Annotated in this window: 13 protein-coding genes and 1 pseudogene; 6 read left to right on the forward strand and 8 right to left on the reverse strand. The window is 66.8% G+C overall.

Going from position 1 to position 14,358, the window contains the following annotated elements:
* Positions 1 to 30: 30 nt before the first annotated feature.
* Entirely contained in the window at positions 31 to 717 is a 687-nt protein-coding gene (locus ABQE44_RS03340) for a nitroreductase family protein (RefSeq protein WP_448393385.1), read from the reverse strand.
* Between the two features lie 49 nt (positions 718 to 766).
* Between ABQE44_RS03340 and ABQE44_RS03345 the strand changes: the two genes are divergently transcribed.
* Complete coding sequence (locus tag ABQE44_RS03345) at positions 767 to 913, forward strand: DUF1059 domain-containing protein (protein WP_064891404.1); 147 nt, start codon at positions 767 to 769, stop codon at positions 911 to 913.
* Positions 914 to 937: 24 nt separating this feature from the next.
* On the opposite strand, the gene ABQE44_RS03350 is transcribed toward ABQE44_RS03345, so the two are convergent.
* Together ABQE44_RS03350 and ABQE44_RS03355 are read right to left on the reverse strand one after the other, a co-directional pair.
* Positions 938 to 1,900: an Rv1157c family protein gene (locus tag ABQE44_RS03350; RefSeq protein ID WP_448428230.1), complete on the reverse strand. Its 963-nt coding sequence runs from the start codon at positions 1,898 to 1,900 to the stop codon at positions 938 to 940.
* A gap of 57 nt (positions 1,901 to 1,957) precedes the next feature.
* Positions 1,958 to 2,527 (reverse strand): hypothetical protein, encoded by a 570-nt coding sequence (locus ABQE44_RS03355; RefSeq protein ID WP_448428232.1) that lies wholly within the window; start codon positions 2,525 to 2,527, stop codon positions 1,958 to 1,960.
* Between the two features lie 204 nt (positions 2,528 to 2,731).
* Between ABQE44_RS03355 and ABQE44_RS03360 the strand changes: the two genes are divergently transcribed.
* Complete coding sequence (locus ABQE44_RS03360; protein WP_448393575.1) at positions 2,732 to 3,889, forward strand: mannosyltransferase; 1,158 nt, start codon at positions 2,732 to 2,734, stop codon at positions 3,887 to 3,889.
* Here the strand turns inward: ABQE44_RS03360 and ABQE44_RS03365 are convergent.
* Positions 3,870 to 4,151: a 4a-hydroxytetrahydrobiopterin dehydratase gene (locus ABQE44_RS03365; protein WP_448393388.1), complete on the reverse strand. Its 282-nt coding sequence runs from the start codon at positions 4,149 to 4,151 to the stop codon at positions 3,870 to 3,872. The two genes, ABQE44_RS03360 and ABQE44_RS03365, sit on opposite strands and share 20 nt — an antisense overlap.
* A 27-nt stretch (positions 4,152 to 4,178) precedes the next feature.
* Between ABQE44_RS03365 and ABQE44_RS03370 the strand changes: the two genes are divergently transcribed.
* A complete protein-coding gene (locus ABQE44_RS03370; protein WP_448393389.1) occupies positions 4,179 to 4,577 on the forward strand; it encodes a (deoxy)nucleoside triphosphate pyrophosphohydrolase in 399 nt (132 codons plus the stop codon).
* 13 nt (positions 4,578 to 4,590) lie between these two features.
* Here the strand turns inward: ABQE44_RS03370 and ABQE44_RS03375 are convergent.
* Positions 4,591 to 4,781 (reverse strand): annotated as a pseudogene (locus ABQE44_RS03375) (hypothetical protein).
* A gap of 47 nt (positions 4,782 to 4,828) precedes the next feature.
* Between ABQE44_RS03375 and typA the strand changes: the two are divergent.
* Positions 4,829 to 6,736 carry a translational GTPase TypA gene (typA, locus tag ABQE44_RS03380; RefSeq protein ID WP_448428234.1) on the forward strand — a complete coding sequence of 636 codons (1,908 nt, stop codon included), beginning with the start codon at positions 4,829 to 4,831 and terminating at the stop codon, positions 6,734 to 6,736.
* A gap of 2 nt (positions 6,737 to 6,738) precedes the next feature.
* On the opposite strand, the gene ABQE44_RS03385 is transcribed toward typA, so the two are convergent.
* On the reverse strand, positions 6,739 to 7,389 hold the full coding sequence (locus ABQE44_RS03385) for a GntR family transcriptional regulator (protein ID WP_448393391.1): 651 nt from the start codon (positions 7,387 to 7,389) through the stop codon (positions 6,739 to 6,741).
* Between the two features lie 76 nt (positions 7,390 to 7,465).
* Here ABQE44_RS03385 and ABQE44_RS03390 point away from each other — a divergent pair, with 76 nt between their 5' ends.
* Complete coding sequence (locus ABQE44_RS03390) at positions 7,466 to 9,373, forward strand: ABC transporter family substrate-binding protein (RefSeq protein ID WP_448428236.1); 1,908 nt, start codon at positions 7,466 to 7,468, stop codon at positions 9,371 to 9,373.
* A gap of 100 nt (positions 9,374 to 9,473) precedes the next feature.
* On the opposite strand, the gene ABQE44_RS03395 is transcribed toward ABQE44_RS03390, so the two are convergent.
* Positions 9,474 to 10,721: a hypothetical protein gene (locus ABQE44_RS03395; protein ID WP_448428238.1), complete on the reverse strand. Its 1,248-nt coding sequence runs from the start codon at positions 10,719 to 10,721 to the stop codon at positions 9,474 to 9,476.
* A gap of 406 nt (positions 10,722 to 11,127) precedes the next feature.
* Positions 11,128 to 12,360, reverse strand: a complete 1,233-nt coding sequence (locus ABQE44_RS03400) for a chloride channel protein (RefSeq protein WP_448428240.1) — start codon at positions 12,358 to 12,360, stop codon at positions 11,128 to 11,130.
* Positions 12,361 to 12,763: 403 nt separating this feature from the next.
* Here ABQE44_RS03400 and ABQE44_RS03405 point away from each other — a divergent pair, with 403 nt between their 5' ends.
* The gene (locus ABQE44_RS03405; protein ID WP_448428242.1) at positions 12,764 to 14,101 is read left to right on the forward strand and encodes a hypothetical protein; all 1,338 of its coding nucleotides are present in this window, start codon (positions 12,764 to 12,766) and stop codon (positions 14,099 to 14,101) included.
* Positions 14,102 to 14,358 lie beyond the last annotated feature (257 nt).

Here is a 14,358-nt window from a genome sequence, read left to right on the forward strand (position 1 = left end):
TCGGCTCGGCAGCCGAACTGTAACCCGTTGTCAACCTGGGTTGGCTGCGGGTTGGCTTACGGCCCCCAGCGGTTCCCCGTCGAAGCGCTCCCGGGTGGCGATCTGGGACACCGGTTTGCGGCTGAGCTTGCTGAGCTGGCGGGTCGGCTTGCCGAGCGGCAGCAGCGCCGCAACCGCATAGTTGTCCGGGATGCCGAGCAACTCTCGGACACGCGGCTCCTCGGCCACGGCCGCGGTGGTGAGCACACCGCCGTAGCCCTCGTTGCGGGCCGCCAGCAGGATGTTCCAGACGAACGGGTACACCGACGCGCCCGCGATCAGGCCGACGCGGTCCAGGTGCTGGTCGAACGCCGCGACTACGCCTAGGTCGACGCACACCACCAAGACGACGTCGGCCCCGCGCAATGGGGACTGCGTCGGCACCTCGACCGCGGCGATGGTCTCCTCGTCGACGCCGGTTGGCTGCAACGCATTCCACGGGTTTTCCCCGTGTCTCAGCTGGGCGATGTAGCGCTTGGTCCCGGGAACCGTGCATTCGATCAGCGATTCGCGCGTCTGGGGATCTCGCACGGCGATGACGCGGTTGCCCTGGCGGTTGCCGCCGCTCGGCGCGAACCGGGCGTTGTCGAGGATGCGGACGAGCACGTGGTCGGGCAGCGGATCGCCGGTGAACTCGCGAACGGCAAACGTTGAGCGCATGACGTTGTAGAGGTCCATGCTCTCCATCTTTCACGTCGCGTATACCGACCTATGCCATGGTGATCATATGAAGACGCATCTGAACTGCCCGTGCGGCGAAGCGATCACCGGTAAGGACGAGGACGATCTGGTCGAGCAGGCGCAGGCGCACCTCGCGGACAAGCACCCCGGCCTCGAGTACGACCGGGACGCCATCCTCTTCATGGCCTACTGACCCTTTAGCGCGGGTCAAAAGGCATTACGGCACCACCGTGGAGCCGATGGTCGGCATGAACTGACACTGCTTCTCGGTCGTGGTGACCTGGCCGAAGATCGTCGAGAGAACGCTGCCCGACCCGGTGTCGACGATCGCGGTCAATGTGGTCGGGCCCTCCGGGTTGATGTCGGCACGCGGCTTGAGCGTCGCGCTGCCCGATTTGCCGGTGCTCAGGTTGACCCAGGTGACGTTGAGCGGCAGTTTCTGTTCGGCCGCGGGCCCCGGCGTGCCGACCGCGGTGAACACATAAGCGGTCTGGCCAGGCCCGGGACCCGGCGTCGGAATCTTGGCGGGTCCCGCCACCGAGATCGCGGTGGCCAACACGGTTCCGCCGTCTTTCATGCACCCATTGCTGATCGACGGATACATGAAGTCCTGTGTCGGCGGCGCGTCCGGACCGAACGCCGGGTCCGAGGCGGCCGCCGGAGCGGGCGGTGGTGCGGCTTCGGGTGCCGGCGCAGGCGCGGGTGCGTGTGCGACGGGCGCGGCCTCCGGGGCAGGGGCGGGTGCGGGTGCGGGTGCGGCTTGCGGCGCCGGAGCAGGCACCTCGACCGCTTCCGGCGCCGGCCCGACGGCATGGGCCGGGTTCACGCCCGCCGGCAAATGCGCCTGCGTGCCGGGCACAGCGCCGGGCGCAGGCACATGCGCGACGAACTCGTTGACGGCCGTCGCGACATTGCGCGAATCGGCCGGGACCACCGCATCGCCGGCGAATACCGCCGCGGCGGCCATCAACGTCGACGCGGCGTTGGTCGGATCGGACGCCGCCTGCTGAATGGCCGGGCCGATACTCTGCACCGCCGACAGGCCGGGCGCCTGCAGCCCGTCGGTCGGCGGCGGCGGTGCGGGTTGAGCGTTGGCTACACCGGCCACGCTGCCCAAGAGCAGCGTGGCCGATGAGCCGATCGCGACGGCGACGGTGGCGAACATCGTCCTAGATGACATGGCTCCCCCAAGGTGTGCTGGTCGTGGTCTGGTCGTGAGCTACCGTCGCCGTCGTCGTCAGGGCAGCGCCGAGAGCGGGGTGAACACCGGTGGCAGGCTCGTGCCGGGCGCCGGAGCTGCCGGGGCCGCCGGAGCCGCCGGCACGGTAAGCGCGGGTGCGGGAGCCGCCGGTGCTGGGGCAGATGCGGGTGCGGGCAACAGGTTCACCAGCGGTGTGCCCTCCGGCAGCAGCGACGCGAGGCTGGTGGGGATGGTGGTCAGCAGGTCCTGCGGCGCGGTCGCCATGGCGGTGGTCGGCGCCGCAGGCGCAGCATCCGGCATTCCCGGCAGCGACGTCGGAGGCTGCGGAAGGGTCACCGAGGCCGTGGCCGACGGCGGCGTGGCGGCCGGCGCCGCCGCGGCCGGTGCCTGCGCGGCACCGAGCAGGGACGTGACGCCCTGCATGAGCTGCGACGCAGCGGCCGGGTTGCTGGCGAGCTGCTGGATGAACGGGATACCCGGCACGTTCGGCGCGGGTGCGGGCGCGGCGGGTTGGGCCCCGGCGGAGGCGCTGAACGCGAGCGCCGCGGCAACCGCCCCTCCTGCGGCGATCATTGAGGTCGTGAATGCTTTTCCGATCTTGTGCATGGTGTTTCCAATCCGTTGTAGGCACGCCTCCGCCCGAAGCTAGGCCTGTTACTAGTGAGGCTCGTGTGACACGTGGGGCGGTTATTCAACCGTTACGGATGCGAAGGGTTTTGGTGACCACGGTCGGCCGCTGGTTAGAGTCGGCGCATTGACATCAAAAAGGCCCCGCAAAAGGGTGCGCCCGTGCCGCTGACCGCGACGCGCATGGCTGACTGTGTGGCCGCCGCGGGGCCGCTCCTTCTTCTCCTCAGCATTGCCGCGCGTCTGGCGTGGACTTACGTGGTGCCCAACGGCGCGAACTTCGTCGACCTTCATGTGTACGTCGGCGGGGCCGGAACGCTGGACGGGCCCGGCGCGCTCTACGACTACGTCTACGCCGAGCAGACGCCCGATTTTCCGCTGCCGTTCACCTATCCGCCGTTCGCGGCGGTGGTGTTCTACCCGTTGCACCTGTTGCCGTTCGGGGTCGTCGCGTTCGTCTGGCAGCTCGGAATCATCGCGGCGCTGTACGGCGTGGTGCGGATCAGTCAGCGGCTCTTGGGTTTCGACGACCGGCGCATCGCCATGCTGTGGACGGCGGTCGGCATCTGGACCGAACCGCTGCGAAGCACGTTCGACTACGGACAAATCAATGTGCTGCTGGTGCTGGCGGTGCTGTACGCGGTCTACAGCACCCGATGGTGGCTGTCGGGACTGCTGGTCGGTCTGGCCGCGGGGATGAAGCTCACGCCCGCGATCTCGGGGCTCTATTTCGTCGGCGCCCGGCGTTGGGGCGCGGCGGCGTTCTCGGCGGTCGTTTTCTTTGCCACCGTTGGCATTTCGGCGCTGGTGATCGGTGGCCCGACGCGGTACTACTTCACCGAGCTGCTCGGCGACGCGGACCGGGTCGGCCCGATCGGCACGTCGTTCAACCAGTCGTGGCGCGGCGGCATCTCGCGCATCCTCGGTTACGACGCGGGTTTCGAGCCTGCGGTGCTGATCGCGGTCGCGGCAACGGCGGTGCTGGCGGTCTTCGCGTGGCGCGCGATCGGCGGGGCCTCCGACCGGCTCGGCGCGATCCTGGTCGTGCAGTTGTTCGGCCTGTTGCTGTCGCCGATCTCATGGACGCATCACTGGGTGTGGCTCATTCCGCTGATGATCTGGCTGCTGCACGGCCCGCTGCGCGACCGCTGGGGCGCACGGATCCTGGGCTGGGGGTGGCTGGTGGTGAGCCTGGTCGGCGTGCCGTGGCTGCTGAGCTTTGCCCAGCCGAGCATCTGGGACATCTCCCGACCGTGGTATCTGGCCTGGGCAGGCCTGGTCTACATCATCGCGACGTTGGCGACGCTGGCGTGGATCGCAGCTAGCCGACGAGCCCGTTGATCTCGCGGGCCATCTCGACGTCCTGTTCGGTGATACCGCCCTCGGAATGGGTGACCAACGCGAAAGTCACGGTCCGCCAACGGATATCGATATCCGGATGGTGGTCCTTCTCCTCGGCCTTCTCGGCGACGCGGCGCACCGCGTCGATGCCCTCGAGAAAGGCGGGAAACTTGATCGAGCGGCGCAGCGCCCCGTCGGCTCGCTCCCAGCCGGGAAGGTCGGGCAGTGCGGCGTCCACTTGTTCGTCCGTTAACACAGCCATGGTTTCGACCGTATACCGTCACTGGCAGTGTTGAACCAGAAGCCGAACCAGATCGTCGTCGCGGGTGCGCTGATCACGGGAGCATCACTGCTGGTTGCCCAGCGGGCCCGGCCTCCCGAACTCGCCGGGCTGTGGGAGCTGCCCGGCGGCAAGGTCACCGTGGGGGAGACCGACGAGGCGGCGCTGGCGCGTGAACTGCACGAGGAACTCGGCGTCGAGGTGACGGTGGGCGCGCGTCTGGGCGCCGACGTTGCGCTGAACGCGACGACGACGTTGCGCGCTTACCGGGTCACGCAGACCGGCGGCAACCTGCATCCCAACGACCATCGCGCGTTGCGGTGGGTGTGCGTGGATGACCTCGACGGGTTGGCCTGGGTACCCGCCGACCGGGCCTGGCTCGGCGAACTGCGGGATGCATTGCGCTGAGCGCGCCGCTGAGTCAGCTTCGTCGGGCCCGTTTGTGAACCTTTTCGAGGGCCTTACCCCGGATCCCGTGGCGCTCGGCCTTGCGTAGCTTGGCCACCACCACCGGGCTGGGGCACCTCCCGCTTGCGGGGGACGCTTGCACCGCGGATCGCTGCGGCAGCACTTTTTCTTCGGTTTGAGGTCGGCCAACTTACTGGCCTTCACGTGAGATGGCTCTCTCGTTTTCGCGATCGACGGTTTGCGCTGCGACAATGGCCGACGTGAATTTTCGCAACGTCGCCATCGTGGCACATGTCGACCACGGTAAGACAACTCTGGTCGACGCGATGCTGCGGCAGTCGGGCGCATTGACGCACCGGGGCGACGACGCCACTGAACGGATCATGGACTCCGGTGACTTGGAGCGGGAAAAGGGCATCACGATCCTGGCCAAGAACACCGCCGTGCACCGCCATCACGCCGACGGCACCGTGACCGTCATCAATGTGATCGATACGCCCGGACACGCTGACTTCGGCGGCGAGGTCGAGCGCGGGCTGTCCATGGTCGACGGGGTGGTGCTGCTGGTCGATGCGTCCGAGGGGCCGCTGCCGCAGACGCGGTTCGTTATGCGCAAGGCGCTGGCCGCGCACCTGCCGGTCATCCTCGTGGTCAACAAGACTGATCGGCCCGACGCGCGCATCGCCGACGTCGTAAACGCCAGCCATGACCTGCTTCTCGACGTCGCTGACGATCTTGCCGCCAGCGACCCGGCCGCGCAGAAGGCGGCAGAACACGCGCTGGGCCTTCCCACGCTGTACGCATCGGGTCGCGCTGGGGTGGCCAGCACGGAGGAACCGGCCGACGGTCAGGTTCCCGACGGTGACAACCTCGACCCGTTGTTTGACGTTCTGCTGGAACACATTCCACCGCCGAGCGGCGATCCCGACGCGCCGCTGCAGGCACTCGTCACCAACCTCGACGCGTCGGCGTTCCTGGGCCGCCTCGCGCTGATCCGCATCCACAACGGCAGGCTGCGCAAAGGCCAGACCGTGGCGTGGATGCGGCTCGTCGACGGCGCGCCGGTCATCACGAACGCGAAGATCACCGAGTTGCTCGCCACCGTCGGTGTCGAACGCAGCCCCACCGACGAGGCCGTCGCCGGGGACATCGTGGCCGTCGCCGGGTTGCCCGAGATCATGATCGGCGACACGCTGGCCGACCCCGAACACGCGCACGCGCTGCCGCGCATCACCGTCGACGAGCCGGCGATCTCGGTGACCATCGGCACCAACACATCACCTTTGGCGGGCAAGGTATCCGGGCACAAGCTCACCGCGCGGATGGTGCGCAACCGGCTGGACCAGGAACTGGTCGGCAACGTCTCGATCCGCGTCGTCGACATCGGCAGGCCCGACGCGTGGGAGGTGCAAGGCCGCGGCGAACTGGCGCTGGCGGTGCTGGTCGAACAGATGCGCCGGGAGGGTTTCGAGCTGACCGTCGGCAAGCCGCAGGTGGTGACCAAGACCGTCGACGGCAAGCCGCACGAGCCGTTCGAGGCGCTCACCATCGACTGCCCCGAGGAGTTCGTCGGCGCCATTACCCAGCTGATGGCCGCACGCAAGGGCCGGATGGAGGAGATGGCCAACCACGCCGCGGGCTGGGTGCGGATGGATTTCATCGTGCCCAGCCGTGGGCTGATCGGTTTTCGCACCGACTTTCTCACGCTGACGCGGGGTACCGGGATCGCCAACGCGGTGTTCGACGGCTACCGGCCGTGGGCCGGTGAGATCCGCGCCCGCCACACCGGCTCGCTCGTCTCCGACCGCAGCGGCCAGATCACGCCGTTCGCGCTGATTCAGCTGGCCGACCGCGGGCAGTTCTTCGTCGAACCCGGCGAGGACACTTACGAGGGACAGGTGGTCGGGATCAACCCGCGCGCCGAGGATCTCGACATCAACGTCACCCGCGAGAAGAAGCTGACGAACATGCGCTCGTCGACCGCCGACGTGATCGAAACGCTCGCCAAGCCAATACGATTGGATCTCGAACAGGCGATGGAGTTCTGTGGCTCCGACGAATGTGTCGAGGTCACACCGGAAGTGGTGCGGGTGCGCAAGGTCGAGCTGAACGCCGCGCAACGGCTGCGGGCCAAGGCACGCGCCAAAGCCCGCGGATAGCACTACCCGTCGAGTACGCCCGTTCGGGTCAGCTTGTCGAGCATGATCTCGGCCATCAGGTCGGCGCGCTTCGCACACGACAACCGGGCGCTGTCGGGGTCACGTCGGCAGATCGCCGAGATTTCCTCTTCGTAGACCGAAAGGAAATCGCTATGGCTGTCGGGGTAGTTCCAGAAACTATTCGGCACGAAGCTCTGCAACGCGCGGATCGCCGCCTGCAAGCGGGGACCGGCGTACTCCTCGTTGAGGGGAAGCCGATACGCCCAAGCCGCCTCCTGAAACTGGATCGGATCGTGGGCGGCCCGCAAGACCCGCAGTGAGGAGTCGAGGTGGGCCAGAATCCGCGGAGTGGGGTTGGCCGCCGCACGCGCCGCGACGATGCCGGTGAGCAGGCCGTACAACTCATGATGTTCGCGAACGGTGGATTGGTCGAAACGGTCGACGAAGGCACCCCGGTGATAGCGCGTCGTCAGGATGCCGTCGTGTTCGAGTTGGGATATGGCCTCCTGAACCGGTATGCGGCTCAAGCCAAGTTCCCTGGTGATCGCGGTGCGGTCGATCCGGTCTCCGGTGCGCAATTTTCCGTTCAGGATCAGGTCGATGATGTGATCGACGACCTGATCCTTTTCCTTCACCCCGTAGATCTTCGGCATTTCCCCATCCCCCCTGCCGTTCGCTGAGCAAGTTTCTCACCGGCGGTCGGGTTTCGCGGGCGCAACATCACCAAAAATGGGCGGAACAGCTGATGCCGATACCCTGAACACCGTGTTGGGAGCCCTACGCGTCATTACCGCGCTATCCGCGCTGGTGACAGTGTTGGCGGCGTGTACGGTAAGCCCCCCGCCCGCGCCCCAGAGCACCGACACCACCGAGGTGGCGGCCCCGCCCCCGCCCCGGCTGACCCAGATCATCATGGCCATCGACTGGATCGGCCCAGGGTTCAACCCGCACCTGCTGTCCGATCAGTCACCGGTCAGCGCGGCGATCAGTTCGTTGGTGCTGCCCAGTTCGTTCCGCCCGATCCCTGATCCGAACACCCCGACGGGCTCGCGGTGGGAGCTCGACACGTCGCTGCTGGTATCTGCGGAGGTGACCGACGAGAACCCGTTCACGGTCACGTACCAGATCCGGCCGGAGGCGTCCTGGACCGACAACGCTCCCATCGTCGCCGACGACTACTGGTACTTGTGGCAGCAGATGGTCAGCCATCCCGGTGTCGTCGACCCGGCCGGCTATGACCTGATCACCGGCGTGCAGTCAGTGGAGGGCGGCAAGACCGCGGTGGTGACCTTCTCGCAGCCCTATCCGGCATGGCGCGAACTGTTCAACGACATCCTGCCCGCCCACATCGTCAAGGACATCCCGGGTGGATTCGGCGCGGGGCTCGCGCGGGCACTGCCCGTCACCGGCGGCCAGTTCCGGGTCGAGACCATCGACCCACAACGGGACGAGATCCTGCTGGCACGCAACGACCGTTACTGGGCACAACCTGCCAAACCCGACCAGATCCTGTTCCGCCGCGGCGGTGACTCCGCAGCGCTGGCCGACTCGATCCGAAACGGCGACACCCAGGTAGCGCAGGTGCACGGAGGCGCTGTCGTTTTTGCGCAGCTGTCCGCGATTCCGGATGTGCGCACGGCCCGCATCGTCGCTCCCCGGGTCATGCAGTTGACGCTGCGCGCCCAGCAGCTTCCGCTCGCCGACACCCGGGTGCGCAAGGCGATCCTGGGCCTGCTCGACGTCGATCTGCTCGCCTCGGTCGGTGCCGGTGACGACAACACGGTGACGTTGGCGCAGGCGCTGGTCCGCTCGCCGTCCGATCCGGGTTATGTGCCAACGGCACCACCGGCGATGACGCAGGGCGCGGCGCTGGACCTGCTTTTCGACGCCGGTTACGAACTCGAACCGGGCCAGACCGTGCCCGGTGCGCCCGGGCCGGTTGACACGCGCGGCAGCATTACCAAAGACGGTGTGCCGCTGACCTTGGTGCTGGGTGTGGCCGCCAACGATCCGACGTCGGTGGCCGTCGCGAACACCGCGGCCGACCAGCTGCGCAACGTCGGCATCACCGCGTCGGTTTCGGCACTGGATCCGGTGGTGCTGTACGGCGAGGCGTTGGCGAACAACCGCGTCGACGCCGTCATCGGCTGGCGTCAGGCCGGCGGTGATCTCGCGACCGCGCTGGCGTCGCGCTTCGGGTGCCGCGCCCTCGAGGCGACCGCGGTGGCGACCAAACCGGGCGCCCCGGCGGCGCCGGACGGAACGGGTGAGCCGACGGTGCCGCCCACGGACACACCGCCGCCGGAGCCGCCGGTGACCACGCCGACCGCCGCGACCACCACACCCAACCCGGAGCCGGAATCCGGTGAGCTCGTGCAGGCGCCGAGCAACATCACCGGCATCTGCGATCGCAGCATCCAGCCGAAAATCGATGCGGCACTGGATGGTACGGAGGCTATTGCCGACGTGATCACCGCCGTCGAACCGCGGCTGTGGAATATGGCGACGGTGCTGCCGATCCTGCAGGACACCACGATCGTCGCCGCTGGGCCCAGCGTGCGCAACGTCAGCCTGTCAGGTGCCGTGCCGGTGGGCATTGTGGGTGACGCAGGCAACTGGATCAAGACGCCGCAGTAGCACGGCGACGCCCGACCTCAGCGCCGAGTGTGGGCTTGATGCACGCATTTTTGCGCAGGACGTGTCCCAACCCCACACTCGGCGGTCGGTTAGCCGATTTTCACTCGCTGTCGGAGCCGTCGCCCGAATCGCTGTCGGTATCCGCGTCTGACTCCGCGGTGTCGGACTCTGCGGCGTCACCGGAATCGGCGGACTCGGTGTCCGCGTCGTCGCCGGCTGTATCGCCCGGGCTCACCTTGTTGCCGTCCGAGAGATCCGTTTGCCCGTTGTCGGATTCGGTCTCTTCCTCGGCTGCTGGGTTCTCGACGTTGACCTCTTCGTCAACCGCGGACTCGGTGGTGTCGTCCTCTTCGGCCGCTTCTTCTTCCCCAGCATCCTCGGCGTCGTCGGCCTCTTCGGTGGCGTCGGTTGCCGGAGTCTCGCCGCCCCGGTCGTCGCCGCCCGTGGTCGCCGTGCTGGTGGACGCCGCTTGCACCTCCGCGGCAGGAAATGCCGCCTCCACGTCAAGGTTGACCGTCAGGGCCGGGGAAGTGGTGGTGGCGGTGACGGCTGCGGTCTCCGGAGTGGCCTCGGTTTCTTCTGCCTCGTTCGCCGTGTCCGGGGTGATGGCGCCGAGGATCATGTCGCGGATGTCGACGATGACGCCGAGCGCACCGCCGCTCGGTCCGATGAGGCCGGGGAAACCGTTCTCGGGGTAACCGTTGATCACCCCGTTGAGGATGGTCGCCGGGGCGTTGATGAACGCGTTGACGACGCCAGTGAAGTCGCCGGCACCCACCGCGTCGACGACGTCCTGAACCGCCTCCGCGGTGGCCTGGAACAGCGAAAGCGGCGGGCTGATCAACCCGATGCCCACCATCGGAATGACTTGCGGAATGAGATCGATGACGGCGACGAGGTTGTTGATCGGCACCTGCAACGGTGGAAGTAGCGGAAGCGCCGCCAAAATCACGCCGGTGGACAACGTTTCGGCAGCCTGCTGGATCTGCCCGGCGGCTAGTTGGTCAATCGCCGTGCGGAACGTGGCGGGAATGCCGACGGGGTTGCTCGCTTCGAACAGGCGGTGAATGGCTGCACCGAGGTCCTGCACCATCGTGAGTTGATTGACGGCCACCTGCTGAAGAATCGGCGCGATGCCTTCCTCGAACAGGTCGTTGCCGAGATAACCCAAGCTCGACAACGTGTTGTCGAACAGTTCGGCGTATGTCGCGGTCAGGGCAACAGGTGGGGAGTAAATCGGAGTTGCTGCTATTTCGGGTACCGGCGGCGCGACCGGAGCGACGGCGATGACACCGGCACCGATCAAGGCAACACCTGTGGTGACAGTTGAGCGAACAGCAACTTGCATTGCATCTCCTTTGTTTCCACCGCGAACCGGACAGCCATGAAGGCTTGAGCAAGCCTAGGGCAAATGTACGTAACCCGTAAACCCAATGAACGCAGTATCTTTCGCGGGTGAGGCAATCTTGAATGAACTTTCGTGAGCTGTACGGTCGTAGCAAAGACCGCGTAGCGGTATATGACGTCGACGCACTGGATGTCATTTGTTGAGCGGTTCGTTGCGTGGATCCGCAAAGTACGTCACAAGCGCACCAAAACCGAATGGGTGTGACGGTAAACGAGGTTGCTGATAATGAGTGGTTGCGGTGTATGCATCGTCAACTGGCCGGGTTCCGCGCGTCAAGCGGCGCACTTGGCAATCTGGGCGGTCGAGCGCGGGATCGAAGTATTCGCCCGGCGTGCCGACGGCGCGGTTAACGGTTGTCGGTCGCGTGTCGTTCGCGCAGCAGGCGCAGTGCGTGGGCCGCGTAAGCGGCGACGGCGAACACAACCAGCAGCCAGTACGGCGGGTGTGCCAACTCCCAGACGAACAGCGCGGCAAAGCCAGGTGCACGCTGGGTGATGGCGAGGACGCCGGCCGCACAGGTCAACGACACTGCCGGCGCGTCGATGTTGGTGCCTGCCAAGCCATTCAGGCCGAGCACGACCACCGATCCCGCCGCTGCGCCGGTCGCCAGGGCCGGCGTGAGCATGCCGCCGACCGCGCCCGCGCGCAGGAACAACGCCGTCAGCAGCGGCTTGAGGAGCAGGATCACGGCCGCCGAGCCCAGCGTCAGGCTGCTGTTGATGCTCACCGTCAAGATGCTTCGGCCGTTGCCGGGTAGTTCGGGCCACCAGATCGAGCAGATTCCGATCGCCAGCCCGGCCGCCGCGATCGAGGGGATCAGCAGCCATGAGCGCAGTTGTTGGTGTGGCCGGGCTACCGCCATGATGCGGTCGAAGGCCAATCCGACCGCGGCCGCAAGCGGCGAGATCGCCAACGCCAGGAACACGAACAGGTAGGAGAGATCGTCGTCCGGCCAGGTCAGCGCATGCTCGAAGTGCGTGACTGGGGAGGCTACTGCGACCGCGATGCTCGACGTGATCAGCGCCGTGCCCACCACCCTGGGATGCCACGTCCCGAGCAGGACCCTGGCGGCGAACAAGGCGCCGCCCAGCGGGACGCTGTACACCGCGCCCAGCCCGGCTCCGGCTGCGCATATCAACAGGATTTCGCGGTCGCGCGACGTCAGCGCCAGCCGGGCCGTACCGAAATCGCTGAGCGCGGCGGCGAACTGGCGGGGCGCACCTTCGCGACCGAGCGATGCGCCCGAGCCGACGAGCAGCACTTGAAGTGCCGCGTCGATGGACAACGGCCACCGGGGCAGCCGCCGGGGCGCGGTGATCGCCGTCGACAGCGGCGGAACATCGGCCCGTCGCCGAAGCAGCCACCAACCGAACCCGGCGAGCGCGCCACCGACCGTCGGCCCTAGCGCACGCCGGACCGGGCTGCTGCCGCCGACACCGGTCAGCAGCGCGCCGAACGAATAGTGATAGGTGAGGTGTTCGACGCCGTGCAGCAGCAGCGTGGTGGCGGCACCCGCCAGACCTGCCAGCAGGCCGACGACGACGATCGCGCAGCAGAACTCCAGGGTGCGCCGCGACACCACGTGAATCTATGCCAGGCGCGGGGCCGGCTGGTGGGAATGGGCGCGAAGCCCCAACAATGTTTGCTGAGAGGAGGTTCGCAGACCGCCTAATATTTGCATCATCAAAGGTGGCGCCGGTGTTGGCCGGGCGAACGTGCGGGCAGGCCAGCTCCGCACTATTTGCTCGGTAGGTCGGGCTGGACTGCATGGAGAAGGGATGGCGCGGGGGTACTTCAGCTATCCGTGATCGCTGTGCGCACTGTGCGTAGCAAACGGTCGGTCGGCCCGGTGTGTGCTGAAACGGCCGCTGCGAACGCGGTGCGGAACTCGCTGAAAGCAAAATTTACTAAATCGTTAACAGTTAACTGACTCTCGGGTAACGTGTGCTTGACATGGTCGACGTCTACGTAAAGGAGAAGCCATGCAGGGAGCCGTTCGCCCCTACGTAACCGCGGGGGTGGCGTTGGTCGGAGCCAGTGTCATCGCCGTCAGCCCGGTGGCGCCGCCAGTTCCGGACATCAAGGTTGCAGCAGCACCGAGCGTCAGCACGGCGATGCAGCTCACCTCGACGTCCAACCCGCTGCTCGCATTCTCGGAGCTCTTCGCTAACACCCTGACCAACACGTCCGGGTTGTTCGAGCAGTTCGCAGCCTCCCCGGCGCCGATCCTGCAGCAGGTGCTGATCAACCAGGGTGCCAACTTCGGGCTGATCGCCGCGACGGCCGAACAAATCGCTTTCTTGCTTCCCGGCCTGGTGGAAGAGGTCGGCACCAATCTGCGTGAGGTGGCCACGCAGATAGCCGCTGGCGACTTCGTCGGCGCGGGAGAAACGCTGAACCAGACGTTGATTCTGGCGGGCCTTCCGCTGCTCGGCCTCATCGGGCCGCCGCTGACCATCTTGCAGAACACCACGCAGAATATCGCCAACGTGTTCGCCGAACTGCCGAACCAGGTGTTCCCGCTGCTCTCGGCGATCGTCCTGTCGCCGGTGAACTCGATCATCAACGGGACGGCCGATATCGCCCAGACGGTCTTCGACGCCGTCACCGCGGGTGACTTCCTCACCGCGGCAGGCGCGGTGATAAGTGCGCCCATCGTCATGGCTGATGTGGTCCTCAACGGCTTCAACGGTGTTCCGAGTCTGCTGACCCCGCAGGTGAACCCATTCACGGCAGGTCCGATCGGTGCCTTGCTGGGCCTGCGCAACGTGATCGCGGACGCGTTGCAGCCGATCGTCGTGCCCTCGAGCGCCGGGTTTGCGGCGAACGAGGCCCCCGACGTGGAGGCCGAGGTTCTCACGCTCAACGTCGACGCCGGCGCGAGGACCGCAGAGATCGCCGCCGCGTCTTCGGCCGAGGTCGAAGGTGACGAAACCGGCTCGGTCGCGGCCACCGGGGGCACCGACGGGTCCGGCGCCGCAGGCGCGCTCGATGAGGACGGCGAAGTCGAAGAGGTCGAAGCGGAAGAGGAGAAGGTCGTCGACGACGCGGCAGCGGACGAAGAGGCCGAACCCGTGACCGAGGAGACCGAGGAAACGGAGGAGAAGCCCGGCACCGGCGAGGTCCGTGAGAGCCTGAAGGCCGCTCCCGGCCAGACGGGTCTGAGCAGCGGCGGCGAAGCCGGCGACAGCGGTGACGCGTCGGACGACGGGCAGACGACCAACGCGGCCGACACCACTGCCGGCGACTCAGACAACGACGGTGACGCCGGTGACGGCGACACCGGTGGCTCGGAGTCCGGTTCGGGCGGCGACGAGTAACCAGGCACCAAACAGATCGGTCCCCCTCCAGTTTCGACAGGAGGGGGACCGATTGCTCTCAATTCGGGGCCGATGCCGAGTCCTCGGGGCCCGTATTCCCGCCGATATGTTAGCCAGGGTTAGGTTCGGCTAACTCGAAGTCTGTGCAACCATTTCTCTTGCTGGGTCGATCACGGCCTTATTTCGGCCATCGAACGGCAAATAGACACGGCCGTCAAGCCGGATATGCAGCACCGGTGATGTTGCCTGGCTAGCTA

The organism is Mycolicibacterium sp. XJ2546, from assembly GCF_053483195.1.